This window comes from Enterobacter sp. BNK-16 (assembly GCF_048684955.1).
GTDB classification, from domain to species: Bacteria; Pseudomonadota; Gammaproteobacteria; order Enterobacterales; family Enterobacteriaceae; genus Enterobacter; species Enterobacter bugandensis.
In genome coordinates this window covers 2,651,523-2,677,318 of sequence record NZ_JBLQTQ010000001.1, presented here as the reverse complement: position 1 = coordinate 2,677,318, position 25,796 = coordinate 2,651,523, and the positions used below count along the sequence as shown (strand labels likewise).

The 25,796-nt window shown below is 55.6% G+C and carries 25 protein-coding genes; 7 read left to right on the top strand and 18 right to left on the bottom strand.

The annotated features are described in order from the left end of the window. The first annotated feature begins 10 nt into the window (after positions 1-10). Positions 11-1,447, top strand: coding sequence for an SDR family oxidoreductase (locus tag ACMGGH_RS12795; protein WP_045261794.1), 1,437 nt, complete (start codon positions 11-13; stop codon positions 1,445-1,447). A 91-nt stretch (positions 1,448-1,538) separates the two neighbouring features. Continuing rightward, a complete protein-coding gene (locus ACMGGH_RS12790; RefSeq protein ID WP_028012536.1) occupies positions 1,539-2,552 on the top strand; it encodes an NAD-dependent epimerase/dehydratase family protein in 1,014 nt (337 codons plus the stop codon). A 123-nt stretch (positions 2,553-2,675) separates the two neighbouring features. Here ACMGGH_RS12790 and ACMGGH_RS12785 read toward each other — a convergent pair whose 3' ends face one another. The 15 genes from ACMGGH_RS12785 to gspC all read right to left on the bottom strand — a co-directional run bounded on the left by ACMGGH_RS12785 (position 2,676) and on the right by gspC (position 18,919). Beyond that, the gene (locus ACMGGH_RS12785) at positions 2,676-4,502 is read right to left on the bottom strand and encodes a chitinase (protein WP_232948032.1); all 1,827 of its coding nucleotides are present in this window, start codon (positions 4,500-4,502) and stop codon (positions 2,676-2,678) included. 133 nt (positions 4,503-4,635) lie between these two features. Continuing rightward, complete coding sequence (iagB, locus tag ACMGGH_RS12780; RefSeq protein WP_028012533.1) at positions 4,636-5,076, bottom strand: type III secretion system invasion protein IagB; 441 nt, start codon at positions 5,074-5,076, stop codon at positions 4,636-4,638. A gap of 108 nt (positions 5,077-5,184) precedes the next feature. Next, positions 5,185-7,911 carry a glycosyl hydrolase family 18 protein gene (locus ACMGGH_RS12775; protein ID WP_048959678.1) on the bottom strand — a complete coding sequence of 909 codons (2,727 nt, stop codon included), beginning with the start codon at positions 7,909-7,911 and terminating at the stop codon, positions 5,185-5,187. 255 nt (positions 7,912-8,166) lie between these two features. Continuing rightward, the gene (locus tag ACMGGH_RS12770; RefSeq protein WP_028012532.1) at positions 8,167-8,964 is read right to left on the bottom strand and encodes a prepilin peptidase; all 798 of its coding nucleotides are present in this window, start codon (positions 8,962-8,964) and stop codon (positions 8,167-8,169) included. Continuing rightward, positions 8,961-9,446, bottom strand: coding sequence for a type II secretion system protein GspM (gene gspM / locus ACMGGH_RS12765; protein WP_045261799.1), 486 nt, complete (start codon positions 9,444-9,446; stop codon positions 8,961-8,963). Before gspM ends, ACMGGH_RS12770 begins: the two co-directional genes overlap by 4 nt. Next, entirely contained in the window at positions 9,443-10,576 is a 1,134-nt protein-coding gene (gene gspL, locus ACMGGH_RS12760; RefSeq protein WP_028012530.1) for a type II secretion system protein GspL, read from the bottom strand. The genes gspM and gspL overlap by 4 nt, the downstream gene beginning before the upstream one ends. Positions 10,577-10,591: 15 nt before the next feature. After that, positions 10,592-11,602, bottom strand: a complete 1,011-nt coding sequence (gene gspK, locus ACMGGH_RS12755; protein WP_041910659.1) for a type II secretion system minor pseudopilin GspK — start codon at positions 11,600-11,602, stop codon at positions 10,592-10,594. Beyond that, on the bottom strand, positions 11,599-12,234 hold the full coding sequence (gene gspJ, locus ACMGGH_RS12750; protein ID WP_063154599.1) for a type II secretion system minor pseudopilin GspJ: 636 nt from the start codon (positions 12,232-12,234) through the stop codon (positions 11,599-11,601). Before gspJ ends, gspK begins: the two co-directional genes overlap by 4 nt. After that, the gene (gene gspI, locus ACMGGH_RS12745; protein WP_232948030.1) at positions 12,231-12,608 is read right to left on the bottom strand and encodes a type II secretion system minor pseudopilin GspI; all 378 of its coding nucleotides are present in this window, start codon (positions 12,606-12,608) and stop codon (positions 12,231-12,233) included. The genes gspJ and gspI overlap by 4 nt, the downstream gene beginning before the upstream one ends. Beyond that, positions 12,601-13,086: a type II secretion system minor pseudopilin GspH gene (gspH, locus tag ACMGGH_RS12740; RefSeq protein ID WP_028012526.1), complete on the bottom strand. Its 486-nt coding sequence runs from the start codon at positions 13,084-13,086 to the stop codon at positions 12,601-12,603. Before gspH ends, gspI begins: the two co-directional genes overlap by 8 nt. After that, on the bottom strand, positions 13,086-13,535 hold the full coding sequence (gene gspG, locus ACMGGH_RS12735) for a type II secretion system major pseudopilin GspG (RefSeq protein WP_028012525.1): 450 nt from the start codon (positions 13,533-13,535) through the stop codon (positions 13,086-13,088). The genes gspH and gspG overlap by 1 nt, the downstream gene beginning before the upstream one ends. A 3-nt stretch (positions 13,536-13,538) precedes the next feature. Next, positions 13,539-14,747 (bottom strand): type II secretion system inner membrane protein GspF, encoded by a 1,209-nt coding sequence (gene gspF, locus ACMGGH_RS12730; protein WP_232948029.1) that lies wholly within the window; start codon positions 14,745-14,747, stop codon positions 13,539-13,541. After that, entirely contained in the window at positions 14,747-16,225 is a 1,479-nt protein-coding gene (gene gspE, locus ACMGGH_RS12725; RefSeq protein ID WP_006809432.1) for a type II secretion system ATPase GspE, read from the bottom strand. Before gspE ends, gspF begins: the two co-directional genes overlap by 1 nt. 14 nt (positions 16,226-16,239) lie before the next feature. Then, positions 16,240-18,174, bottom strand: coding sequence for a type II secretion system secretin GspD (gene gspD / locus ACMGGH_RS12720; protein ID WP_045261803.1), 1,935 nt, complete (start codon positions 18,172-18,174; stop codon positions 16,240-16,242). 13 nt (positions 18,175-18,187) lie between these two features. Continuing rightward, positions 18,188-18,919: a type II secretion system protein GspC gene (gene gspC / locus ACMGGH_RS12715; protein WP_232948028.1), complete on the bottom strand. Its 732-nt coding sequence runs from the start codon at positions 18,917-18,919 to the stop codon at positions 18,188-18,190. A 300-nt stretch (positions 18,920-19,219) separates the two neighbouring features. On the opposite strand from gspC, the gene ACMGGH_RS12710 reads away from it, so the two are divergent. Both ACMGGH_RS12710 and ACMGGH_RS12705 read left to right on the top strand, forming a co-directional pair. Next, positions 19,220-20,785, top strand: coding sequence for an ExeA family protein (locus ACMGGH_RS12710; RefSeq protein WP_232948027.1), 1,566 nt, complete (start codon positions 19,220-19,222; stop codon positions 20,783-20,785). Further along, positions 20,785-21,423: a hypothetical protein gene (locus ACMGGH_RS12705; protein WP_227442566.1), complete on the top strand. Its 639-nt coding sequence runs from the start codon at positions 20,785-20,787 to the stop codon at positions 21,421-21,423. The genes ACMGGH_RS12710 and ACMGGH_RS12705 overlap by 1 nt, the downstream gene beginning before the upstream one ends. Here ACMGGH_RS12705 and ACMGGH_RS12700 read toward each other — a convergent pair whose 3' ends face one another. From ACMGGH_RS12700 to ACMGGH_RS12690, 3 genes are all read right to left on the bottom strand, one after another. Beyond that, entirely contained in the window at positions 21,424-22,047 is a 624-nt protein-coding gene (locus ACMGGH_RS12700; protein WP_028012518.1) for a helix-turn-helix domain-containing protein, read from the bottom strand. 272 nt (positions 22,048-22,319) lie between these two features. Beyond that, positions 22,320-23,150, bottom strand: a complete 831-nt coding sequence (locus tag ACMGGH_RS12695) for an N-acetylmuramoyl-L-alanine amidase (protein WP_232948026.1) — start codon at positions 23,148-23,150, stop codon at positions 22,320-22,322. Beyond that, positions 23,147-23,470, bottom strand: a complete 324-nt coding sequence (locus tag ACMGGH_RS12690) for a heavy metal-binding domain-containing protein (protein WP_028012516.1) — start codon at positions 23,468-23,470, stop codon at positions 23,147-23,149. Before ACMGGH_RS12690 ends, ACMGGH_RS12695 begins: the two co-directional genes overlap by 4 nt. Before the next feature lie 97 nt (positions 23,471-23,567). On the opposite strand from ACMGGH_RS12690, the gene ACMGGH_RS12685 reads away from it, so the two are divergent. The 3 genes from ACMGGH_RS12685 (at position 23,568) to artI (ending at position 25,792) form a co-directional block, all read left to right on the top strand. Next, positions 23,568-24,086 (top strand): lipoprotein, encoded by a 519-nt coding sequence (locus ACMGGH_RS12685; RefSeq protein ID WP_232948025.1) that lies wholly within the window; start codon positions 23,568-23,570, stop codon positions 24,084-24,086. 226 nt (positions 24,087-24,312) lie between these two features. After that, positions 24,313-25,041: an arginine ABC transporter ATP-binding protein ArtP gene (gene artP, locus ACMGGH_RS12680; RefSeq protein WP_008500030.1), complete on the top strand. Its 729-nt coding sequence runs from the start codon at positions 24,313-24,315 to the stop codon at positions 25,039-25,041. A 19-nt stretch (positions 25,042-25,060) separates the two neighbouring features. After that, positions 25,061-25,792, top strand: coding sequence for an arginine ABC transporter substrate-binding protein ArtI (artI, locus tag ACMGGH_RS12675; protein ID WP_008500032.1), 732 nt, complete (start codon positions 25,061-25,063; stop codon positions 25,790-25,792). Positions 25,793-25,796: the final 4 nt, after the last annotated feature.

Here is a 25,796-nt window from a genome sequence, read left to right as displayed (position 1 = left end):
GGAGTATCACGTGCCGCAACGTATTCTGGTGCTTGGCGCCAGCGGATATATCGGTCAGCACCTCACTACTGCATTAAGCCAGCAGGGGCATCAGGTGCGGGCAGCGGCACGCAATACCGAGCGCCTGCAAAAGCTTGGTTTGCCTGGCGTGACCTGTCACAACGTCGATCTCAACTGGCCGAAGGAACTCCCCGCGCTGCTGGAAGGGGTCGACACGCTTTACTACCTGGTCCACAGCATGGGCGAAGGCGGGGATTTTATCGCCCACGAGCGTCAGGTGGCGATGAACGTCCGCGATGCCCTGCTGCAAACCCCGGTTAAGCAGGTGATTTTTTTAAGCTCGCTCCAGGCACCCGAACACGAGCAGTCCGACCATCTGCGCGCCCGCCAGCTGACGGCAGACACGCTGCGCGGGGCGAATATTCCCGTCACCGAACTGCGCGCCGGGATCATCGTCGGCGCGGGTTCCGCCGCCTTCGAAGTAATGCGCGATATGGTCTACAACCTGCCGGTGCTGACCCCGCCGCGCTGGGTGCGCTCGCGCACCACGCCGATTGCGCTGGAGAATTTGCTCCACTATCTGGTGGCCCTGCTGGATCACCCGGCAGAGCAACACCGCGTGCTGGAGGCGGCAGGCCCGGAAGTGCTGAGCTATCAGGAGCAGTTCGAACATTTCATGCGCGTCAGCGGACGCCGCCGCTGGCTGATCCCCATTCCCTTCCCGACCCGCTGGATATCGGTGTGGTTTTTGAATGTGATCACCTCGGTTCCCCCGACGACTGCCAAAGCACTGATCCAGGGGCTAAAGCACGATCTGCTGGCGGACGATCGCGCGCTGCGCGCATTAATCCCCCAGGCGTTGATCCGCTTTGACGACGCGGTGCGGCATACGCTGAAAGAAGAAGAGAAGCTGGTGAACTCCAGCGACTGGGGCTACGACGCGCAGGCCTTTGCCCGCTGGCGCCCCGAGTACGGCTATTACCCGAAACAGGCGGGCTGCACGGTAAAAACCTCTGCCAGCCTTCACGCGCTGTGGGAGGTGGTGAACCAGATCGGCGGCAAAGAGCGCTATTTCTTCGGCAATATCCTCTGGCAGACGCGCGGTGCGATGGATCTGCTGGTCGGTCACCGGCTGGCGAAAGGCCGCCCGGCGCATCCGTATCTTAAGCCAGGCGATGCGGTCGACAGCTGGAAGGTGATCGTCGTCGAGCCGGAAAAACAGCTGGCGCTACTGTTCGGCATGAAGGCGCCGGGGCTGGGGCGGCTCTGCTTTACACTCAAGGACAAAGGCGACCATCGGGAACTGGACGTTCGCGCCTGGTGGCACCCACACGGGATGCCGGGTCTGTTCTACTGGCTGTTTATGATCCCCGCCCATCTGTTTATCTTCCGGGGTATGGCAAAACGCATTGCGCAACTGGCAGAACAAAAGACGAAAATAAGTTAATAAAACCCTCTTTCTTTCACCTTTCCCATTGCAACACATCGTAATTCACGAAAGAATGCGCACGAAATTCTTTTCAACACAGTGGATTGATATGAAGGTACTGGTTACCGGGGCGACCAGCGGCTTAGGCCGAAATGCGGTCGAATTTCTGCGCAACAAGGGCATCAGCGTCAGGGCCACCGGTCGCAACGAAGCGATGGGGAAACTGCTGCAAAAAATGGGCGCGGAGTTCGTCCATGCCGACCTGACGGAGCTGGTCTCCTCGCAGGCGAAGGTGATGCTCGCCGGTATCGACACGCTGTGGCACTGCTCCAGTTTTACCTCCCCGTGGGGAACCCAGGAAGCCTTCGATCTCGCCAACGTGCGCGCCACGCGTCGTCTGGGCGAATGGGCCGTCGCCTGGGGCGTGCGTAACTTTATCCATATCTCCTCCCCGTCGCTCTATTTTGATTATCACCACCATCGCGACGTGCAGGAAGATTTCCGCCCTGCTCGCTTTGCCTGCGAGTTTGCCCGCAGCAAGGCGGCCAGCGAAGAGGTGATCGACCTACTGGCGCAGTCAAACCCGCATACCCGTTTTACCGTCCTGCGCCCGCAAAGCCTCTTCGGACCGCACGACAAAGTGTTTATTCCGCGTCTGGCGCAGATGATGCACCACTACGGCAGCGTGCTGCTGCCGCGCGGCGGCGATGCGCTGGTGGACATGACCTATTACGAAAATGCCGTCCACGCCATGTGGCTGGCAAGCCAGCCGGACTGCGATAAGCTTATCTCCGGTCGCGCCTATAACATCACCAACGGTGAACCGTGCACGTTGCGCAGCATTGTGCAGCGGCTGATTGATGAACTGCAGATCGACTGCCGTATCCGTTCCGTGCCCTACCCGATGCTGGACATGATCGCCCGCAGCATGGAGCGTTTTGGCAGTAAATCCGCCAAAGAGCCCGCGCTGACGCACTACGGCGTATCGAAGCTTAACTTTGATTTTACGCTGGATATCACGCGCGCGGAGACTGAGCTGGGGTATAAGCCGATTGTGACGCTGGATGAAGGCATTGTGCGCACGGCAGCGTGGTTACGGGATCACGGGAAGTTGCACCGCTAGCCTTTTTGCCCGGTGGCGGCTTCGCCTTACCGGGCCTACATCCCCTCGCCCCTCCGGGGAGAGGGTTAGGGTGAGGGGAAAGTGCAGATACTAAAACGGCAACCTTTCGGTTGCCGTTTGCTTTTACAGAGCCGTCCAGGCATCAGCCCATGCCAGACCTGCGCCTGGTTCATAGTATGCCGGGGAGTTGTTACACCAGCCGCTGTACGGGAACGGTTTGCACTGGAACAGTTTACCGTGGTTGTTCACGATATCACCTGCGTTGTACTTGCTGTTCGCGCTCCACGCCGGGTAAGCACCTTCGTCACCTGATGGCGTTGCCGCTTTCGCTTTCACGTTCAGCAGGTAAGTGGTGGTATTGCTCAGCTCGCCATCGCTGACGGTCAGGCTGATTTCAATCTGCTGCGCCGTTGCGGACTCAGGCGCCTTGAAGGTCACCACCGCTTTATCTTCGCCGGTCACAGTCTGGCCATCCTGAGAATGCCAGGTGTAGGTCAGCTTGTTGCCGTCCGCGTCGGTAGAGCCTTCCGCGCTCAGAGAAACCTGTGCGCCCGCTTCAACGGCACCGATTGGACCCGCAATCTGCGCAACCGGCGCGTGGTTCACCGCAACAGGTTCAGCCGGGGTTTCATCCGGCGTTGGCGCTGGAGCTGGTGCCGGCGTTTCATCTTCTGAAGGCGTTGGCGCTGGCGTTACCGGGGTTTCGTCCGGCGTTACGGCAGAGCCGTCATCGTTCACGATATTGACGTTATAGAACTTCTGCACGCACTTGGTATAGTCGCCGTCTTTGAACGCACTGAACGGCGTCTGGTAGCCTACCAGCTGGCACGCATAGGTAGAGCCGTTTGGCGTATCCGGGCTCCATCCCCAGTCCTGCTCCCAGTAAATCTTCAGGGCGCCAGCACCGTATTCGTCGAACTGCTTCATGTTGGCGCAGCCCAGCACTTCATTGGCCGGAACAGGTACTTTCAGGTAGTTCGCGAACTCTTTGTAGTACTTGATACGGTTCTGAGACTGAGCAATTTCAGTCGGGCCGCCACACTCTACGCCGCCGTTGATGATCTGGGTGGTCACACCGAAGCCAGGGACCAGACCGTTGGCTTTATCATGATCGTTCGGCTGCCACGTGCCGTCGATAACCTGCAGCATGCTTGGTTTTGGCGGCTGCGGGTAGGCGAAGAAGAAAATCGCGCTCGCCAGGTTCAGCCAGGTATCCGCCACCAGCTCAGGTTTATCCAGCAGGGTACGCACGTCGCCGTACATTGCTTCGGAGAACGGACCGTAGTTGTAGTTGTAGGACAACTGCTTCGCGCCGCGACCGAAGTAGCTCAGGAAGTCGCCGTCTTTATCCTTACCGCACGGCCAGGTCTGGCCCTGCCATACTTTCGGGTCACATTCGCCGTTATAGCCGCCCTTCTGCCCTTCGCTCCAGCCCATTTCACGCACGTGGACCAGCGCCTGACGCCACTCGGCTTCCGGACGCCAGCTTTCGTGGCCGCCGGTTTCCTGGGCAAAGTGGGCAAACATGGTGGCCAGCTCTTTGCGGCAGATCGCATCGCTGTCGCGACCGTCGTTATAGGTCTTACACAGCGCCGGGAATTTACCTACGGCTTTCAGGAAGTTGCTGTAGGTATAGGCCTGAGCGCGCAGCGGGAAGAGATAATCCCAGTCGCTGGCCTTTACGATCCCTTCCACGCGCTTAACGTTGTCCGGGTTCGCCGCACGGCCTGGCTCAATCATTTCGACCTGCGCGTTATCAAGTGTCTGAATCGTCTCTTTAACGGAGGTCATCAGCGGGAAGTTAGTGAGCTCCTGCTCTTTCTTCGCCAGATCGCTGGCTTTCATGGTGTACGGCTCGCCGGTGGTCGCCTGCAAAGAGGCAGCCTGCGCCATAAAAGGTGCAACGCAAGCACCAGCAACAAGTACACTCAGTAACGTCCTTTTGTTCATTTCAATATTCCTGTTTCGTTAAGATTAAAAAAAGAATCCCGGTTTATGTATTAATCCATTAATAAATAAACCACAGACAGCTGTTTTCACTTTTCGAAGAACACCAAAAGGAATTCTTCAAAAATAAAAAACGTTAATAACGCTCTGCTAATTTCAACTCCTGATATTTTTTCCAGACTTTGTGGGCATACATCATACGCTGCGGATAGTTCTCTTTTTTCAACCCGGCGTTATAAGCTCCCACCGCTTCCCAGTTATAGCCGTAGACCTTAATCATGTTTGAGAGAATTGACGCTCCCACCATAATTGAGGTACAGGGTTCGGCCATCAACTGATATTCATCAATGCCTTTGCTCTCAAGCTCCGTAAAGTGCGAGCTGTTTATTTGCATTAATCCCACATCGCGAGTGCCATCGTGGTTTTGCCCAACCGCATACGGGTTCATCCCGGATTCAACGTTAGCGATGGCGTACAGCAAATAAGGATCGACATGATAATAATGCGCAGCTCTGTCCCAACAATTTGCCAGTGCGCTTTGGCTTATTATAAATAACAACAATATTAACTTTTTCATTTTTACCTGCTGTAAGCGTCATTGATTTCTCCTTAGCAACATCCTGTAAAATGAATTTTGAATCACTCACCACCTCCGGCGGAGATGGTGAGTGATTATCGGGCTAGATTATTTGCAGTCTGTTGCTGCGCCTTCTTTTACCCATACATCGCTGTTAGCCGGGTTATCACCACGGGTCCACCATTTGGCACGGTAAACGCTGCCCTGGTAAGTGGTGGTATCACCGCCGTTATAGACCAGGTCAGAACGCCAGTTCATCTTCACGTTGCTCACCAGTTCCCATGCATCCACACCGAAGCCAGGCTGGTTGCCCTGCGTCCAGTACTTCGCTTTCCACACCAGATGGTCGAAGCTTACGGTATCGCCATTGTTGTAGATTTTGCTGGCATCCCAGGCAGCATATTTGCTGGCGTTAGCATCGACAGGCGCGTCGCAGCTACCGGTTGCAGAACCTTCGTCAGATGGCGGAGTCACATCATCAGCCGGAGGGGTCACATCGTCAGCTGGTGGGGTCACATCGTCAGCCGGAGGGGTCACCTCATCAGCCGGTGGCGTTACGTCAGCCGGTTTTGGATTCACAGTCACCTGCACGTTAGACTGCACGCTGGTTTTACCATCCGTCACAACAACGCTCAGCGTGTAAGAAGAGGTATTGTTCACCTCTGGCGCAGTGATGCGAACGTTAGCAGTATCGGTACCCGTTGCGTTCATATCAGCCGGTACGCTCCAGCTGTAGGTCAGCGCATCGCCATCAGGATCGGAGGCTTGTGCATGCAGAGAAATCGCTTCACCGGATTCAACGGTAACGGATTCCATGGCATTGATCACCGGAGCCTGGTTGGCCTTAGGCGCTTTGTTCACTACCTGTACGTCGATAGCGTTGCTCAACCCTTTCGCGTCGGTCACGGTCAGGCGGAACACCAGGTTCTGATCGCTAGTCACGGCCGGTACGCTGAAGCTGGCTTTCGCTTTGGTGCTGTTCGCCAGGGTCACGGTGGCGCCGGAAACCTGCGTCCATTTATAGGTCAGCGCATCGCCGTCCTGGTCGCTGGAGGCTGAGCCGTCGAGCGTGACAGTCGCCGGGCCCGTTACCGTCATGTCGGTTGCAGAAGCGACCGGCGCATGGTTGGTTACAACCGGCTCAACAGGCGTAGAGCTGCCGCCCAGCAGGCTTTCATTCATGGCATTCAGGATATCGCCGTTATCGGATTCGATAGACCATGCGAACAAACCACCCAGGTTTTTGTTCAGCACGTATTTGCCTTTCGCATTGACGGAACGGGCGTTATCGTATGTCACCAGCTCACCGGTGGATTTGTTGAACACGTACGGCGCTTCTGCTGCTTCGTCGTATTTGTATTCCCAGCCTGGTTTGCCCAGCATCTGGTTTACAATCTGACGGTAGTCAACAATACCGTTTTCCCATGTCCCTTTGATTGGACCCGTCGCGGTACCGGTGAATGGATTGTCACCCGTGTAACCGTGAACGCCGGTCCAGCCGCGGCCATACATGCCCGCACCGACGACGATCTTGCCAGGCTGAACGCCCTGCGCCAGCATCTCTTTCACTGCGTTATCGGTGGTGTAGTTGGTATCTGGTTTCCAGGACGCACCGTACAGCGCGGTCTGGTGACCCAAATCGGTATTACTCCACGCACCGTAGAAGTCGTAGCTCATCAGGAAGATATGGTCGATGTACTGCTGCGCGGTGTTGTAGTCCACGTCTTCGATCTTATCTTTACCTGCACCGATTGCCGTGGTCAGCTCGTAGGTACGGCCAGTTTCCGCAGACAGCTCGTTCAGCATCTGACGCAGGTCATGCATCAGCGCGGTGTAAGTTGCTTTGTCGGTCTGCGGGTTACCCAGCTTGGCGTTCTCACCGCCGCCGCCCGGGAATTCCCAGTCGATATCCACACCGTCGAACACTTTCCAGGTGGTCAGGAAGTCTTTAACGGACGCAACGAAGCGGTCGCGCAGCACTTTGTTATCCATCTGATAGAACGGGTCAGACAGAGTCCAGCCGCCTACGGATGGCAGGATTTTCAGATCAGGATGGGCTTTTTTCATCGCCATCAGCTGGCCGTAGTTGCCTTTGTACGGGTCGTCCCAGTTGCTTACGCCCTGCTGAGGTTTTTGCAGCGCAGCCCACGGGTCGTGGATCGCCACGGTGTAGTCCTGGCGGCCCTGACAGGCGCGTTTCAGAGACTCCAGCGCGCCGGAGGATTTGGCGCTGTCGTTAATGCCGTCGCCGCCACAGATTGGAATGAAGCCGTACAGCAGGTGGTTAATGTTCGCGACAGGAATTTTGTCTGCCGAGAAGTTACGGTCGTACACGCCCCACTCAGGGAAGTAAGCGCCAACCACTTTATCGGTGTGCTGCGCGAACGCTTTGTTGTTTTCCAGCAGCGGGGTGTTCAGAGGAAGCAGGTGGCTACCGTCGGTATCCGCCACGATGATCAGCTTGCTGGCGCTCTTGGTGCAGCCGCTGTCGTTACACAGCTCAACCTGCTCCTGATAGCGTCCGCCTTTCTTCACTTTAAAGGTTGCAGAGCCTGCGGCACTACCCGCACCGGTCCAGACGGTCTTGCCGTCCAGCAAAACTTTTGCAGACGTTGGGGCATCGCCGCTCCAGACGTTCCACTCCACCTTCACGTCAACGCCATCTTTATGCACTTTGATGAGGTTGTTGTAGTCCTGTGCCGCCTGATCCACCTCTACCAGCGCAAACTTATCATTGCCTGATGTAATTGACGGTGTACCCGGCGCCGCTGCAAATACTGAGCTTGTTGCGGCTGCAACAAAAAGCGCCAGATATTTAGGCTTCATAAATTTCATTTTTTATTTCCTGATAAATTTATTCGTAACGTAATAATCCATGTCTTCCTTGAGAGCATGGAGTCTATTTGCGTAATGCGTATTTAACCAACCTGAAAACCGTGACAAAAAACGTCTTGCTGCGTTGTATTCCTCCATAAAAAGATACAAGCCCAAATTCCGTGTAGCTTATATCTTTTACGATACACTGAGCGCAAAGAGACATCCTTCTCTTCCACCGTCAAAAAAACTTATAAAAAAACTTGACCTGTATATTTAAAATATGAAAGCAAACTGCTGTCCAATAAACACGACTATTCCAGCAAATGACAGATAGGGTCCGAAAGAAATAGTGAGGTTATTTTTATTTAAATTATTTAACGCGAAATAGCCCGCGATACCGCTCAACGCTGCGGCAAGTTCAATTGAAGGCAGCGCCTGCCAACCGCACCAGGCGCCTAAGGCCGCCAGCAGCTTAAAATCGCCGTAGCCCAGCCCTTCCCGCCCTGTCAGCAGGCGAAAGGCCCAGTAGAGCAGCCAGAGCGACAGATAGCCTGCTACCGCACCGAACAACGCGTCCTGCAACGGCAATCTGTGGTCAAATGCATGGAGTAAGAGACCTGCCCACAACAGCGGCTGGGTCAGGCAGTCCGGGAGAAGCTGATACTGCCAGTCGATCATCGCCAGTGGCAGTAAAAACAGCGCGAGTAACCACAGCGAAAACAACCCCTGAACGTCCGGCATGCACCAGGCCGTAACGCCAAAAAACAGCGCCGAGAAAAGTTCGATCAAAAATAACCGCAGCGGGATGGTCGTGCCGCACTGGTGGCAGCGTCCCCGTAATAACAGCCAGCTGACCAGGGGGATATTTTCCCATGCAGCAAGCGTGTGCTGGCACACCGGACAGTGCGAGGCAGGAAAGAGCAGATTGCCGCTTCCCTCTTCATCCATCACGATCCCCGGCAGGCGCTCGGCAACAACGCCAAGAAAACTGCCCATAATCCCGCCCAGGATCGCACTCACTATCGGAAAACTAACCGGGCAGGCCTCCCTGATCAGCGAGAAGGTATTCATGCGTTTTTTGCCCAGGTGAGCTGCACCTGCGCTTTTACATCGCTGAGATGGTCAACCGGCGTAAGGTTTATTTTTTGCAATCTGACGCCGGAGGTTTGATTAATTTCGCGCAGCCAGTTTTTTAATTCATAAACATTTACCCGATTAACCACGAACGATAAAGTTTGTCCCTCCTGGCGCACGTCCGTCAGCGACAGGTTAATTTCATTGGCGCTTTTCTCGACCACCGTGCGTGGATTATCCGTTTTGACTAACTGAACCTGAAGATGATTTTTATCAATTTCATTGCGCATCCAGTTAAGCGTCTCTTTTTGTCTTTTAAGCGTCGATTTACTATTTTGAATCATATTATCCAAAGGGATGACTCCTGCGTAATACACCGCAGCCCCAAGCAGGGCAACGATGCAGAGTTTTAAAATAACTTTCTCCCGGGCGCTGTAGTTCTGGTAGCGTGATTTCAGCTGCGCGATTCGCTCTTTCATTTATGTTTCCCTGCGATCATGGCGGTATAGGGTTCGGTGGTTGAAACAGGCTGTAAGGTAAAATCGAAATTCTCACGGGTCTGGTTAACAAACGCCTGCAACGCGGGCTGGTTTTGCGCGCTGACGCTCAGCGTCAGCGTGTTTTGCTGCGCATCGTATTCCAGCAGATCGATTTCCATCGCAGGCACTGACTGCCGGGCGGCCGCCAGCTCGTCCAGCTGAAGGAAGATCCCCCTACTCTGTTTTTTGACGTTCTGACCAAAGTGATATTTGATGTTGGTCTGGTGACGCATGCTGGGGAAATGGTGCTTATACACCTGGAGGATCTCCTCCTGTATCTGGTTTTCCTGCTGCACCAGCATCCAGGCCATCGCAATGCGCGGCCCCAGCAGCAGGCCAACGGACAGCAGGCCCGCAATTGCCACTGCGGCTTTCATGCTTTTCGCGACGCGCCCGTTACCGGCCTTAAGGCTGAATTCACCGTGAAGCAGATTCACGCGACAGGCCTGCCACTGCGGCTGGATCAGCACCAACGGATGCTGCCAGGGCTGGGCGATGTCGACGTCCACACCAGCAGGCGCTTCGCCGTAACAGCACACCTCCCCCTCTCCGGCCTTCTGCATCAGAAGCGGCAGCAGGCTCGCTTCCATTTCGCTGGCAACATGCGGTGATAAACGTAGCCAGTAGCCGTCGTCCTGAGCGACAAGAGTACTTCCGCCAGCCGTCACGGGCAGTAGCCAGGCATCCGGCAGCACCTGGATCACTTTTAACCCCGCCTCCTGACAGCGGCTTAACCACCCGCGCAGCAGATCGGCGTCTATCGCCACCGCATCAACCTCAGCGCCTTTTTTGTTCAGCACCGTCCAGTGGAGATTATCCACCTCGCCAATCAGCGTCTCTTCCGCCATCCAGGAGAATGCCGTCGCCTGAGAGGCGACTTTCTTCGGCAGCGTAAAATGGCGGAAGATCATGCTACTGGCGGGCAGCAGCAGACAAACACGGGCCGCCAGTGGGTGGTCCGCCAGCGCGTCCAGGCTCTCCAGCGTCTCAACCTGCTGGCTGCCGGAGACACACCCCATTATTTTCCCGCCCTCGCGGTTATCGGGACGAACAAAAAGTACCTGTTTCATAGCGATCTACTTTTCTTATTCAATCATTCGGTAACGACGTTGCCACGTCACGATCTCACCGGCCTCGTTATTGACCTGAAGCTGGCTAACCACGCGAAGCGTTAATTCATCGGTATTGCCGGTATAGTTCACGCGGAAATACCGGCTGCTGATGGAGAGAAGCTCAGCCACCTGCGGGAGATCGTCTTTCAACTGCGGGAAGGTCTGCTCCAGCGCTTTGCTGAAGGTTTCCATATTTTCCCAGCCAGTTTCTGGACGCGAATCAATCAGGCGAACGGCATCATCTTCCGTTAATTTTCCGGGGAACAGGGCGGCCAGTAAGGCGGCCTGTTCCGGTTTCAGGGTGTTCACATCCACCTTGCTGGCAGAGTCCGGCAGCGCGCAGAGCAGCTTGCTCACCTTCGGGTATGCCGCTACCGGGAACGCGGGCAGCTGTTTGATCTCCGCAATGGTGCGCATCATCTGGTTCGCGGGCTGTCGGGCGGGCAAGACGCCCGCCCAGGCATCGCTCTCTGCACCGTCTTTGGCCGTCGTCGCGTCGCCATCGAGATAGTCCACCAGCTGTTGATATACCTCTTCTGCCGTAGTGTGGCTGATGCCGCTTTCCGTCAGGATCTGTTCAACAATCTGCTCGTTGCGCGGTTTTTCCGGCACGGCGGGCGCGTTTTGCCCCTGTGGTATTTTCTCTGCGGCCAGCAGGTTATTGACGTTAAAGCAGTCCTGCGCGTCTTCCACCTGGCTGACCACCGTGTAATCTTCGCCCCGCGTCTCCAGCGGCTGGTGCCAGTCGCCGTCAAGGTTCAGAGCCTTGTTTTCACCGGTGGCGTCGGTCTGCAGGCGGTCCTTCACCACCTTCTCCTGCGCCTGCATCGCCCAGCGCAACTGCTGCTGGCTGACCTGATAATGGGTTTTCTGCAGATTGCGACAGAACTGCTGACTAATTTTGGCGGCCAGTGCCGACATCATGACCAGCAGGATCAGCACCACCAGCAGCGCTACCCCTTTCTGTTTACGTAATGCACTCATGATTTTGCTTCCGGTGCCGGCAGCGGCGCAGGCGCGGTCTCTGGCGCAGCGGCGGGCGCTGGCGCCGCCGCTTCAGGCATATCGCCCGGGGTCGTAAAGACCCAGCGCCAGGTATCGCCGTTTTCCATGGTCAGCGTCAGCTCCACGCCGTCCGGCAGATGCGCCGGGTCGCTCCAGCTTTTCTGCCAGCCCTGACGGTAAAAACGCCACTGCAGGGATTTCACCTCGCTGACAATCGGCACTTCATCGGGCTTCGCGTCCACCGGGCCATCAATCACCGGCCAGACGTCGCGATACAGACGCCCCTCTTCCAGGCGCCAGCGCACACGCTCCAGCTGGATCGTTCCGCTCACGCCATTCAGCGTGGTCAGCTCAAGCGCATCATCCACCTGACGAAACAGATCCGGCTCGTTACGCGGGGCGCGCGCCTGCAGCTGGTAGAAATCGCGCTCCATCAGATTCCAGGCCCGCTGCAGCTGATTGAGCTTCGCGGCGCTGGCGTCGGTTGCCGAACTGGTGCGCATTGCGCCGTCCAGAATTTGCCAGGCCAGGGTGCTGATCACCGCAAATATCGTCAGGGCAATCATGATCTCCAGCAGGGTAAACCCGCGCTGGCGTCGCGTTTTTTTCACTTGCTCTCTCCCGGCGGAACGATCTGCAAAGCGATAACCGGCTGGCTGTCGTCCCCTTCCGCGTAGACGCGAATGGCGTTCGCCCAGCCGTTGTCGGCGGTTTTCACCCGCTGCTTGCGCCAGTTCCAGTTGCGCCCGCCCATGATTTCCGTCCCCTGCGCCTCAGCGTCCGGGAAGTCGGTTTTCGTGAGCTGCGCTTCCGCCAGCTGATTTTCCGCCACCCAGCTGGCCTGCAGCGTGTCGGCCAGGCCGTGAGTGAAACGCACGTTCAGGGAGACGGAGTTCATCAGCGCCAGCGCGGCGGTGGAGAAGATCACCAGCGCGACCATCACTTCCAGCAGCGTCATCCCCTTTTGCTTTTTGCCGTTAGCCATCGTTCTCTACCGATACAGGCGCAGCGCCTTGCGACACCACGCGGAAATGGTGCTGTTTGTCATAGCTTTGCAGCGTCAGCGTGAAGCGGCTGATTTCGCCGTCCGGTAAAAAGAGCACCTGCGGATCGGCGCTTACCGTGGCGGCAAGGCGCTGGGGCGAGAGCGAAACGTGCATCTCTTCCGGGAAATCGCCTTTGGTGGTAATACGCCCGGCGGATAACGGCACCCAGTGACGTTCGCCGTTTTTATCCTCGAGCGTCACCAGCTGATAATTATCCGTCGTGATGACCAGCCCGACGATATTTCCGTCCATCACCGCACGGTCTGAACCATAATCAACGAGGGCTTTTAATTGCTGGCCAAATATATCCGCACCGCTGCGTGAGGGTATGGTTGACACCACCATCATGGCGCAGCTGGCAAATATCACCAGCGCCAGAATAATTTCCAGCAACGTAAAGCCGCGTTGTTTATTCATTATTTCTCTTTCTTATCCAGAGACCAGTTCGTAATATCATCGGCGGTATTGGCTTCACCGTCCGGACCGGCGGAGAAGACGTCGACCGCGCCGTGTTCGCCCGGGCTAACCAGAATATAATCTCCGCCCCACGGGTCCTGCGGCAGGCGACGGATATAGCCATCAGCACGGTAGCCGTTCGGGATTGGCGCGATTTCAGGCTTGGTGACCAGCGCCTGTAAACCCTGCTCGGTCGTCGGGTAGCGGTGGTTATCCAGCTTATACATATCCAGCGAACCTTCGAGCGCGACAATATCGCTGGTTGCTTTTTGCGTATCTGCTTTTTCTTTATTGCCCATTAAGTTTGGCACCACCATGCTCGCCAGTACGCCGAGAATAACAATGACCACCATTAATTCGAGCAAGGTGAAACCCGCCTGACGCGCCAGGTTTTTACGTTTTAAAGCCATGATTTAACCTACCATATTATTAAGTTGCAGAAGCGGTTGTAATATTGACAGCACGATGAATAAAACAATCGTCGCCATGGATACCACCAGCGCCGGTTCAAATACCGACAGCGTTAATGTAATTCGATGCTGCAATGCCGATTCCTGGTTTTCCGCGGCGCGGTCCATTAAATTGCCTAATTCCCCGCTCTCTTCGCCGGAGGCAATCATATACAGCATGGTTGGCGGGAATAATTTCGCCTGTTCCAGCGCGGCATAGAGCGATGCCCCCTGGCGAACGGTATCCGCCGCCTGCTCCAGCACCTGCCGGGCATAGAGGTTTTCGATACCGTCCATCGCGATGTACATCCCCTCAAGCAGCGGCACGCTGCTGGCCTGCAAAATGCTCAGGGTACGGATGTAGCGGGCGCTGTTGATGGCGCACACCAGCTTTTTGATCGGCGATCCGTTCACCAGCCAGCTGTGCCAGCGAAAACGGTTTTTGGCGTTTCTCAGCCAGGTCTTAAAGCCGACAAACCCGCCGCCGAGGATCCCCACGATGTAGATCCCGTACGCCTGCAGAAAATCACTCACCGCAATCAGCGTGCGGGTGGTGATCGGCAGCTGCTGCTTCATGTGGGTGAACTGCTCGATCACCTGCGGCACCACCGCCACCAGCAGAATGCTGATGACCGCGATGGCGACCACGGTCAGGGTAATCGGGTAGACCATCGCCTGCGTCAGCTTGCTTTTCATCTTCTGGCGCTGCTCGTTGTACTCCGCCAGCTTCTCCAGCACGTCGCCCAGGTGGCCGGTTTTTTCGCCGGCCATCACCAGGGTGCAGTAGAGCTTGTCGAAGGTGCGCGGGAACTGGCTAAACGCGTCGAACAGCGTGTGGCCTTCCACTACTTTCTCGCGGATCTCCACCACCATCGCCGCCAGCTTTTTGTCCTCCGTCTGCTTCGAGATAGCCTTCAGGGCGCTTTCCAGCGGCAGCGCGGCGTTGACCAGCGTCGAAAGCTGGCGGGTAAACATCGACAGCACCGGCGTGGAGAGCTTTGCGCCAGTTTTCGCTTTACCGGACGCCGACGCCTCGCGGGTTTCGTTGATGCTGACGGGCATCAGCTTTTGCTCGCGAAGCCACTGGCGAACCTGCTTTTGCCCCTCGGCCTGCAGCGTGCCGCGCTGGGTTTTCCCCGCGCCGTCCGTTGCGGTCCAGGCGTAGAAGGCCATTACGCATCCCCCCCACGCTCGGCGGTGACGCGCATCACCTCTTCCAGCGAGGTCACGCCGCTAATCACCTTCAGCAGCCCGTTTTCACGCAGGCTGTAAGCCTGCTTAAAGAGCTGCGTCTCGATGGACATTTCGTCCTTATCTTCATGAATGGCGCGGCGCATGGTGCTGTCCACCACCAGGAACTCATGAATACCGGCCCGGCCCTGATAGCCGCTCTGGCGGCAGTGTTCACAGCCCACCGCGCGGTAGATTGCTTTTGGCGGCGCGTCCATAAAGCTGAACAGCGCTTTTTCATTGGCATCCAGCGGACTGGTGGTCCGGCAGTGCGTACACAGCCGACGCACCAGACGCTGGGCAATGACACCGAGCAACGATGAACCGATTAAAAAGGACTCCAGCCCCATATCCCGCAGGCGGGTTATCGCCCCTGCGGCGCTGTTGGTGTGCAGCGTAGACATGACCAGGTGACCGGTAAGCGACGCCTGTACCGCAATTTGCGCGGTCTCACCGTCACGAATTTCCCCGATCATCACCACGTCCGGGTCCTGACGCAGAATGGCGCGCAGCCCGCGGGCAAAGGTCATGTCCACGCGCGGGTTAACCTGCGTCTGCCCCACCCCTTCCAGCTCGTATTCAATCGGGTCTTCAACGGTCAGAATGTTGCGTTCGTGACCGTTCAGCGCCGAAAGAATGGCGTACAGGGTGGTACTTTTACCGGAGCCTGTCGGCCCGGTGACCAGGATAATGCCGTGCGGGCGGTCAATCAGCCCTTTCAGCTTCTCCAGCTCTTCATCAATCAGGCCCAGCTTGTTGATGTCAGGCTTAAGATTGCTTTTATCGAGCAGACGCATCACCACGCGCTCGCCGTACTGGGACGGAATGGTCGAGACGCGCACGTCGATCGCCTTGCGACCAATGCGCAGGGAGATACGGCCATCCTGCGGCAGGCGCTTCTCGGCGATGTCGAGTTTTGACATGACCTTGATGCGCGATACCAGCAGCGGCGCGAGCTTGCGCGCCGGCTGCAGCACCGGGCGCAGCACGCCGTCAACGCGGAAGCGAATGCTCAGCGTGCGCTCGAAGGTTTCGATATGAATATCCGACGCGCCGTCCTTCACCGCCTCGCCGAGAATGGCGTTGATCAGGCGGATTACCGGCGAGTTTTCGTCGTTATCGAGCAGATCTTCGTTATCCGGGATCTCCTCGGTTAACGCCATCAGGTCGATATCGGCGTCCATATCGTCCACCAGCTGCTGCGAGACGCCGCTGCTCTGCTGCCAGATTTTGGCCAGCATCTCGTCAAACGCTTCCGGCGTGAGGGTGACCGGGACGAACGCGCGTCCCAGCACCCGGCGCACTTCCAGCAGTGCAAATGCCGGGGTGTCATCACGGATATAGACGTCATTGTTATAAAATAAAACGCCGTTATCTTTTGCGTAGCTGCTGCTACACAGTGTTTTACTCAGTTCGTCCACGTTGCCCCTCCGCCTTACTCTTTAAACGGATTGCGTGTCGCGCTGGTTTTCACCGGTGCGGCATGGGTGGCAGTCTTAGTGTCGGCAGACGGAAACGCGGGCAGAATGGCGTTATCCGCTGGCTCAATAATGCCGAGCTTTTTCTCCTCCACGCGCTGCATCTGGCGAACGCGGATCTGGTCATATTTCTCTTTCGACGCGGCGCTGTAGTTGTCGTCGTCACGCAGGACGGTGGTATGGATAAACACCATCAGGTTGCGTTTCGACGTGTCCTGCGAGGTGTAGCGGAACAGCTGGCCCACCAGCGGGATATCGCCGAGCAGCGGCACTTTGGAAACCGACTGCTTGGTGACGTTTTCCATCAGGCCGCCGAGCACCACCGTCTGGCCACTGTGGACCATTACTTCGTTATTAATGGTGCGAGTGTTGAAGGTTGGGCCGAGGCTGGCGTCTTCCGTCGCGCTATTGTCAACGCTGGAAACTTCCTGCTCAATCTTCAGGTGGATCATGTCACCGTCGTTAATCTGCGGCACAATTTTCAGCTTGGTACCAACGGTCTTACGCTCAACGGAGTTAAAGACATTGTCGCCGCTGGTGGTCTGCGAACCGGCAAGGACCGGCACGTCCTGGCCCACGTTAAACGACGCTTCTTTGTTATCCAGCGTGACCACGCTCGGCGTGGAGAGAATGTCGTTTTTACCGTCGGTGGAGAGCGCGGTCATCAGGGCGCCGAAGTCGCCGTTGAAGAAACCGGTCGCCAGGCCGGTGAAGCTTGCCCCCTTCATGGTGCCGTTTTTAATCTGGCTGATAGGCAGGCCGGTTGAGCCGAACTGCACGCCGCCGTGCTTGCTGGTCCACTGCACGCCGAGATCCAGGCCGTTACCGTCCTGCACTTCAGCAATGATCGCTTCCACCAGCACCTGCGGACGGCGAATGTCGAGCTTGTCGATCACCTTCTCCAGGGAGTTCATCACGTTAGGCTGCGCGGTGATCACCAGCGAGTTCGTTGACTCGTCGGCGCTAATATTCAGATCGCTGGCCGCCGTGGCGGTTTTCGACTTCGGCGTACCCGCCTTGTCTTTCAGCTGCTCGCCAATACCGGTCAGCACCGGAACCACTTTGGTGGCGCTGGCGTATTTAAGGTAGAAGACGCGGGTATTCCCCTCGTTGTTCTGCTCGCGATCCAGCTGATGGATCAGGGAACGGGTGCGCATGCGCGCATCTTCCGAACCGCTGATCACCAGGCTGTTGGTCTCATCATCCGCTACCACCTTGGTGGCGAGCTGCGGCGCGTTCTGCCCCTTCTGCTCTTCGTTGTTGAGGTTGTTCAACATGTCGGAGAGCTCTTTGGCGGACGCAAAGCGCAGCGGCACGATTTCGCGACGCTGAATGCCGTCTCTGTCGACGCGCTGCACCAGATCCACCAGGCGGTTCACCACCGAGGCTTTCCCGGTTAACAGCAGGACGTTCGACGGCTCAAAATGCACCACGTTACCGATACCGGTGGCATCGTTCAGCTGGCGCAGCAGCGGGGCCAGCTCGCGCACCGGCACATTTTCCATGCGCACGACGCGGGTGATGATCTCATCGCCTTTGCCCGGATTTTTGCTGTCGGCCAGCGGGGCCCCGGCGGTGCGGGCGACGCTTGAGCGCACCACTTTGACCATGCCGTTGTCCATCGGGATCACCGACAGACCGTACAGGTCCAGCACGCTCAGGAAGAACTGGTAATACTCATCTTCCGTCAGCACGTTATAGGTTCTGACCGACACCGTGCCCTGAACGGACGGGTCGACGAGAATGGTTTTGTTAAGATTGCGGCCTACCGTATCGATAAACTCGCGGATATCGGTATTTTTAAAGCTCGCGCTAAAGTTGGCTGCAAGCAGCGAACTGGAATATAACGACAATGCGGTCAGCGCCACGCACGCCCAAGGAAATTTCTTCATGTCTGTACACTTGTTAATTGTTTAGAACATTAACCCGAATATTTTCAAGGTGAGCGTGACGTCTGACGACGACCTCCGCTTCTTTCATTTTCGACCAGTTGGCAATAATACTTTTTGCCTTTGCTTCATCGGTCATATCGACAGAGTTGACTTTCACAGCCACGTCGCCCTTTTCCAGCCCGGAATGGCTGAAGAATGCTGAGGCATTCCTTGGATTGATGTTGTAGCCTTCCAGTTGGCCTTTTTCGATTACCGGTTTTAACACCAGATAATCATCCAGATGCACGCTTTCCGCGCCTGCATCTTTCGTCGATTTGGTTACCGGGCCGCTTTCAACGCCGCCCTTAAAATAGTCAGGCTTATTTAACGCCAGTACCTGCGTAGCACCTTCATAATTAACCACCACATTCTCTTTGTTAATTTCCTGAATAAAGGCATCGTTAAAACCGGTCAGCGGCTCGCCTTCGCGATAGCTGCGCTGGCCTGCCGGGGTTTTAATCACCGCAAAGGAGAGCCAGGCATCGTCACTGCTGACAATCCCTTCAATTTCCGCTGCCAGCGGGGCTTTTGCGGCAGCCGGTAAGTTATCCTGACGCACCGCAGCCGTGAACAGAGTAAATGTCTTTTCTTCACGACGATTTTTCAGCGGCTGTTCATCAGATTTAGCCAACTTATTCGTAACTTTTTTATAATCTTTAAACGTGAGATATCCTTGCTGGCCGCAAAAAATTAACAGCACAAACATAATACAAGGCGTTATCCAACGTGACAGAAATGAGAACCTCATTTTTCATCTGGCCTTTAGCAAAGCGGAAATAAGCAGCGTCGGGCTGCGCCAATATGTGAGAAAATAGTAATGAGCTGCCGTAAATACGACCATCGACTTCGCCATTAACTTTAATAAAAAAAACTATTGACCAAATAAAATCGGGATGTTAGGTCATTGCAACTGGATATTTTTACCCTGTGCGCAAATTGACCACCCTGTGGCGTTGCTTTACTTTCTCGTCCTGTTGCTATTCCTAATCAGAGACGGTAAGTCGTTATGTATCAGAGCCACTTTAAATTTAAACAACCGCCATTCAGAACAATCACGGGTTTCTCCGGCGATTTTCTGGTGCCTTATCATCAGGACGTATTCAACCTGCTGAAAGAGAAAAGCCAGGTGGCGGGAATTATCGGGCTCTTTTGCAACGACGCACCGCTGCTGGGCCACTTCAGCGATGCGCTGAAGGCCAGCCTTCCTGGCGCCATTGCCATCAACGCGTTTCCTAAGCTGAGTGCCAGTAGCCTGCTGTACAAGCTCAACCCGGGAACGAATGAGAGCAAGAGCCGCATTCAGGCGGTGGATGCCGTGCTGCATGAGTGGCAGGGCGGAAAAAACCGCAGCAAAACCCTGGTCATCCGTCACGCGGAAGCGATGAAGGAGACCTGCCGTGAGGTGCTGGGGATGTTGCTTACGCGTGCTCAGGAGCTGGAGTTCCGTCTCTCCATCGTGCTGATGGGCAGCGCGGAGCAGGAAGCCGCCCTCTTACACCCATCTGAACTTCGCGAATATGCCCATACCCGTCATACATTGCGTCCCCTGACCTGCCGGGAATTTCTCAGCTATGTGCAGGCGCAGTGTGAAGAACACGGGTGCGAGAATTCGCCGCTAACCCCGGCGCGCGTGCGCAAGATGCACGCGCTGACCAAAGGCAACATCAGCAAACTGAATGAACTGGCGCACCTGTCAATGCTCGCGGCCTGGACCGAACGTGCAGCGCAGGTCAGCCCGCGTCATTTACGCCTGGCGGCAGGCGAGATCCTCCCGGCGAAAAAACACGGTAAGCGCCTGGCGACCGTGGGATTGTTCGCCTCGGTTCTGTTCGCCGCCTGCGGATGGTATTTAACCGCCTCAATCAATGCAAAACTGCCGATTCAGCTTCCCGTACCGGCGAGCTGGAAACAGCAGAAGCCAAAAGCCGACGCGCCTGTCGTGCCGGTTATCGACAATGAAGTGGTTAATCAGCCGGATGCGATGCACCAGCTGTACCTGATGTGGGGGTATGACGCCTCCGCGGATGATGCGCTGTGTCAGAACGCCGGGAAGGTCAATCTGATGTGTAAACAGGGCAACGCGTCACCGGATGCGCTGGCACAGGAGGGTTATCCGTGGGTCAGTGAACTCAAAACCGGTAACCATCTTAACTACGCTGTTGTCGCCCGCGTAGGCGATGACTCGATGGATCTGCTGATGAATAATCGCACCTGGCAGGTGAGCCGCAACTGGTTTAACCAGCATGCCACCGGTAACTTTACCCAGCTGCATCGCCTGACGCCGGAAGGCAAAGATGCCATCAGCGCCGCCAGCGATGCGAAAGACCTGGGCTGGCTGGATCAGGCGCTGAGTCTGGCTCTTGGCCAGCCTGAAACCCATGCTCAGACCTGGACGGCTGAGATGATGAAACGCACCCGCGAGTTCCAGCAAAAAATGCATCTGCATGTGGACGGTATTCCAGGGGAAGATACGCTGATGCAGTTGATGCGTGAAACCCATACCACGCCGAGCGTGTTGCTTCAGGCCACGCATGCCACACCGGACGCCAACACGCAGGAGAAGCATTCCTAATGTCTACCATCTGTCTTGCGGCTCAGCGCAGCTACGTCACCGGGGAGGCTGTCTGGTTTTCGTACCGCCTCCCCAGCCTGAGAAAAATTTGCGGTCATACCTTTTTATGGGTATTGGGTTTATGCGCCCTGGTCATGGCAGGGCTGTACGCGCATATTTACTGGAATTTGCGCCACCCGGCGCCTGAACCGGTCAAAGCCAGCGTCGCTAAACCGGAAACGCAGCTTTCCGATATGCATTATGTGTACGTGAGTAAACCGTTCCCGCATCCGCATCCTAAACCGGCGCCGGTACGGGAAGAGATGCCGCCCATGCAGGATCTGCCGATAAGCACCGATGATGCTGACTGGCAGCAGGCCCCTGACAGCACCGTGCCGCAGGATGCCGGGCACGATACCTCGCGCGATACCCTGCCGGGAACCGAGGCGCACGAAAACGCCACCGCGTCGTCGGGAAGTGAGGATGCTTCGTTAGCCGAATTGTTTAAGCAGGCGTTAAAAGAACAAGAGCAGGATTATTCTCAAGGCAAAATTCCCGCGCCGCCGGTTGACGAAACGCAGGATCAATCGCAAAGCAGTTTGTTGCATAACGATAACGTCCAGTCTCCTTTGAGTAAAAAAGGAGACCGGCTGGAGTAGTTAATATTTTTCAGGCAGCGTGGTGAGGTTAAGCAGACGACCTTTCTCCACCACAATATATTGACCTTTTTTCAGGTCGGAGAGGATTTTAATAATGGTACTGCGGGCCAGGTTGGTATATTCCTGAATATAGTCATAGATATTAATATCGCGCTGCTGGTGAACAATCAGCTCATTAATTTCGTAGAGGAATTCGCGGACCACAGAATAGGCGCTACGGGCGACCAGAACATCATCGCGTTTGCTCAGCAGGCAGATGTACCAGGAGAGCACTTTGGTCAATTCAGGCCACAGATTTTTCTCGGTCATAAGCTGCGCGAAGGCCTCTTTTTTGATGCTGCGTACCACGGTATTTGCGCGGACCAGGCCGTACATATGGGCTGACTGATAGAAAATAGCGGACAGGCCAAACACGCACTGTCCGGTGACGGTAAACATGCAGAGTTCGTCTGATTCACGACGGAATTCGACTTCGCCGCTGACGATAATATGAATATACTGAGAGTCAGCCGTGGAAATTTTCTGCCATTTCTTTAAGGTTTTCTCTTCAAAACCTTCCGTGGCAGAAATAATGGCTTCCATTTCAGGTTGTGGACGTAATTTTTTACCGTAAATGCTTAACATTGTTATACCCATTTAAGATTAGATTTATTAGACATAGCATGGCCGCGGTATTAAAACCGAAAACCAACAATCTTTTCCTGATGAAAGGCTCAAGGAGAAAATAAGAACGCCTGCCGTCAGCAATATTTTTTTGATTTACTTAGCAAGCTATGTGTCTATCTTAAATCCGGATAATTTTAAGTCAATTTACTAAAAATGAATTGAGTTTGTACTTAAGATTAATCTCAAGCACAAATAAGGGGAAAACGCGCATTCGGGCGCAAACCGAAGGTTTACCCCTGCCCGTATTTCTCTAAAAGGGCTTCTGCAATGGCCATCGTTTCCACATCCGCGACGCCGTTCCATACCTGCGGGCGATAGTGCATCTGGAAGGCGGTGATAACGCGTTGCTGCTGCTGATCCGTGGCGTTGTCCGGCACCTCATAGCCACAGCGCATCAGCAGGTCGAGCAGGGCTGCACGATCTACCTCCTGATAGCGCGGACGACCATTGATATAGAAGTTCACGCGCCCGGCATCGGGCCAGGCCCCAATCCCCTGCTTCGCCAGCGCCTGCCAGGGAAACAGCGGGCCGGGATCGTCCTTACGCTGGGGCGCGATATCAGCATGCGCCACCACGTTCTGCGGTTTAATGTCGTACCGGGCGATAATGTCTTTCGCAAGCGGGATAAGCGCCGCGATTTGCGCGGGCTCAAACGGGGCGAAAACTTTCACACCGTCGCGCTTCTGCCAGCCGCGGTTCTCCAGCTCAATGCCGACAGACGTGTCGTTGATCCGGTTGGTGCCGCGCCAGAAGCTGATGCCCGCATGCCAGGCCAGCTCGCTCTCCGGCACCAGCTGCCAGATGCGCGGTTTGCCGTCGGGTGCGGGCGGCTTCGCAGGGATGAGATAGTGGGAGCTGACGTTTTTGTCCGTCAGCGTGGCCAGCGAGGTGTCGAAGTCGTCGGCGGTGTAGTGGATCACCAGCACCTTTATGCGCGGGTAGGCCGCCTGCGCCTGATGGCGGGTATCCAGCTCGTAGGCACCTTTATCAACAATGCCTTTTTCCTGGGCGCATCCTGCCAGCAACATCGCCAGCAGGAGCGTTGAAAGCGAGCGTTTCATCGACGGGTTTTCACCGCCGTGCCGCTTACGCTCACCATCAGCATGCTCGAATCTTTGCCGACGGTTTCATAATCAATATCGATTCCTACAACGGCATCTGCGCCCAGCGCTTTGGCCTGCTCGCCCAGCTCCTTAAACGCAATTTCGCGCGCTTTACGCAGCTCTTTTTCGTACGCGCCGGAGCGTCCACCGACGATGTCACGGATCCCGGCAAAGAAATCCCGGAAAATGTTCGCGCCCAGAATCGCTTCGCCGGTGACCACGCCGCAATACTCGGTAATGGTCTGTCCTTCCAGGGTTGGCGTTGTTGAAAACTGCATACTTTCTCTCCTTCTTTAGCGTTCAATGCGTTAGCAACAGCATTATCGGTTCGTTACGCTATGATTGAAAGGATAGTTAATAAATAAGGAAATCAACATGCGCTACTCTGCTTTAACACTTTTAGTGCCCTGCGCGCTGGTGCTCAGCGCCTGTACTACCACGGTCACGCCAGCCTTTAAGGATATCGGTACCCGCAGCGGCCCCTGCATAGACGGCGGCCCGGATACCGTGGCGCAACAGTTCTATGATTACCGCATTCAGCATCGCGGAAATGATCTCACCGCCCTGCGCCCGTACCTGAGCGATAATCTTGCAAAACTGCTCAACGATGCCACTCGCGATCCGCAGCATAACGCCCTGCTGAAATCCGATCCGTTCTCCAGCCGCACCACGCTGCCGGACAGCGCCGAGGTGGCCAGCGCGTCAACCATCCCGAACACCGATGCGCGGAACATTCCGCTGCGCGTGAAGCTGACCGAGGGAACCCAAACCTGGCAGGACGAAGTGCTGATGATCCGTGAAGGCCAGTGCTGGGCGGTGGACGATGTGCGCTATATCGGCGGCAGCGTTCATGCCCCGGCCGGCACGCTGCGCCAGTCGATTGAGAACCGCTAGATCATTAGTGATAAAAATGTTACCCCCGTAAAATGTCCGGCATTTCACGCAGAATGCCGACATTTATACTCGCCGACCTTGCCGTTCGCTATTTTGTGCTATGTTTAAGAGGAAATGCGGGTTATATTTAACTTTTAACGCAGAAATATTGCATAACTATTCTGTCAACGGTACTATCTGCGGCCTCAATTGCTATAGATTGCCTGGATGAGTAAAGACTGCCCCGATGAGTATTAAACTAAACGGCATTAACTGCTTCTACGGCGCACACCAGGCGCTGTTTGACATCACGCTGAACTGCCCGGAAGGCGAAACGCTGGTTTTACTTGGCCCAAGCGGTGCAGGCAAAAGCTCCCTTCTGCGAGTCCTTAATCTGCTTGAAATGCCCCGTTCCGGTACGCTGGCTATCGCCGGTAACCATTTTGATTTCGCGAAAACCCCGTCGGATAAAGCTATACGCGAACTGCGTCAAAACGTCGGCATGGTCTTCCAGCAATACAATCTCTGGCCGCACCTGACGGTGCTGCAAAACCTGATTGAAGCCCCGTGCCGCGTGCTGGGGTTAAGCAAAGATCAGGCCATCGCGCGTGCTGAAAAGCTGCTGGAGCGTCTGCGCCTTAAGCCCTACAGCGACCGCTATCCGCTGCACCTCTCAGGGGGTCAGCAGCAGCGCGTGGCGATTGCCCGTGCGCTGATGATGGAGCCCGCGGTACTGCTGTTTGATGAGCCGACCGCGGCGCTGGACCCGGAAATCACCGCCCAGATCGTCAGCATCATTCGCGAACTGGCGGAAACCAATATTACGCAGGTCATTGTTACCCACGAAGTGGAAGTGGCGCGTAAAACCGCCAGCCGTGTGGTCTACATGGAAAACGGGTATATCGTTGAGCAAGGTGACGCGAGCTGCTTCGCGAACCCGCAAACCGATGCCTTCAAAAACTATTTATCTCATTGATTGTGTCAGGGGAAATATAATGAAAAAAGTATTACTTGCCGTGCTGCTTGCTGGCGTTACCCTTTCCGCTACCGCAGCCCAGACCATTCGTTTCGCCACGGAAGCCTCCTACCCTCCGTTTGAGTCCATTGATGCGAACAACAAAATTGTTGGCTTCGACGTAGACCTGGCAAACGCCCTGTGTAAAGAGATCGACGCAACCTGTACCTTCAGCAATCAGGCGTTCGACAGCCTGATCCCAAGCCTGAAGTTCCGCCGTATTGACGCCGTCATGGCAGGTATGGACATCACTCCTGAGCGCGAAAAGCAGGTGCTGTTCACCACCCCTTACTACGACAACTCCGCCCTGTTTATTGGTCAGAAAGGTAAATTCACCTCTGTCGATCAGCTGAAAGGCAAGAAAGTCGGCGTGCAGAACGGCACCACGCACCAGAAGTTCATCATGGATAAACATCCGGAAATCACCACCGTTCCGTACGACAGCTACCAGAACGCGAAGCTGGATCTGCAGAATGGTCGTATCGACGGCGTATTTGGTGATACCGCTGTCGTGACCGAGTGGCTGAAAGCCAACGACAAGCTGGCGCCAGTGGGCGATAAAGTGACCGATAAGGACTACTTCGGTACCGGTCTGGGGATTGCCGTTCGTCAGGGCAACACCGAGCTGCAGCAGAAATTCAACGCTGCGCTGGAAAAAGTGAAGAAAGACGGCACCTACGAAACCATCTACAAAAAATGGTTCCAGAAGTAATTCC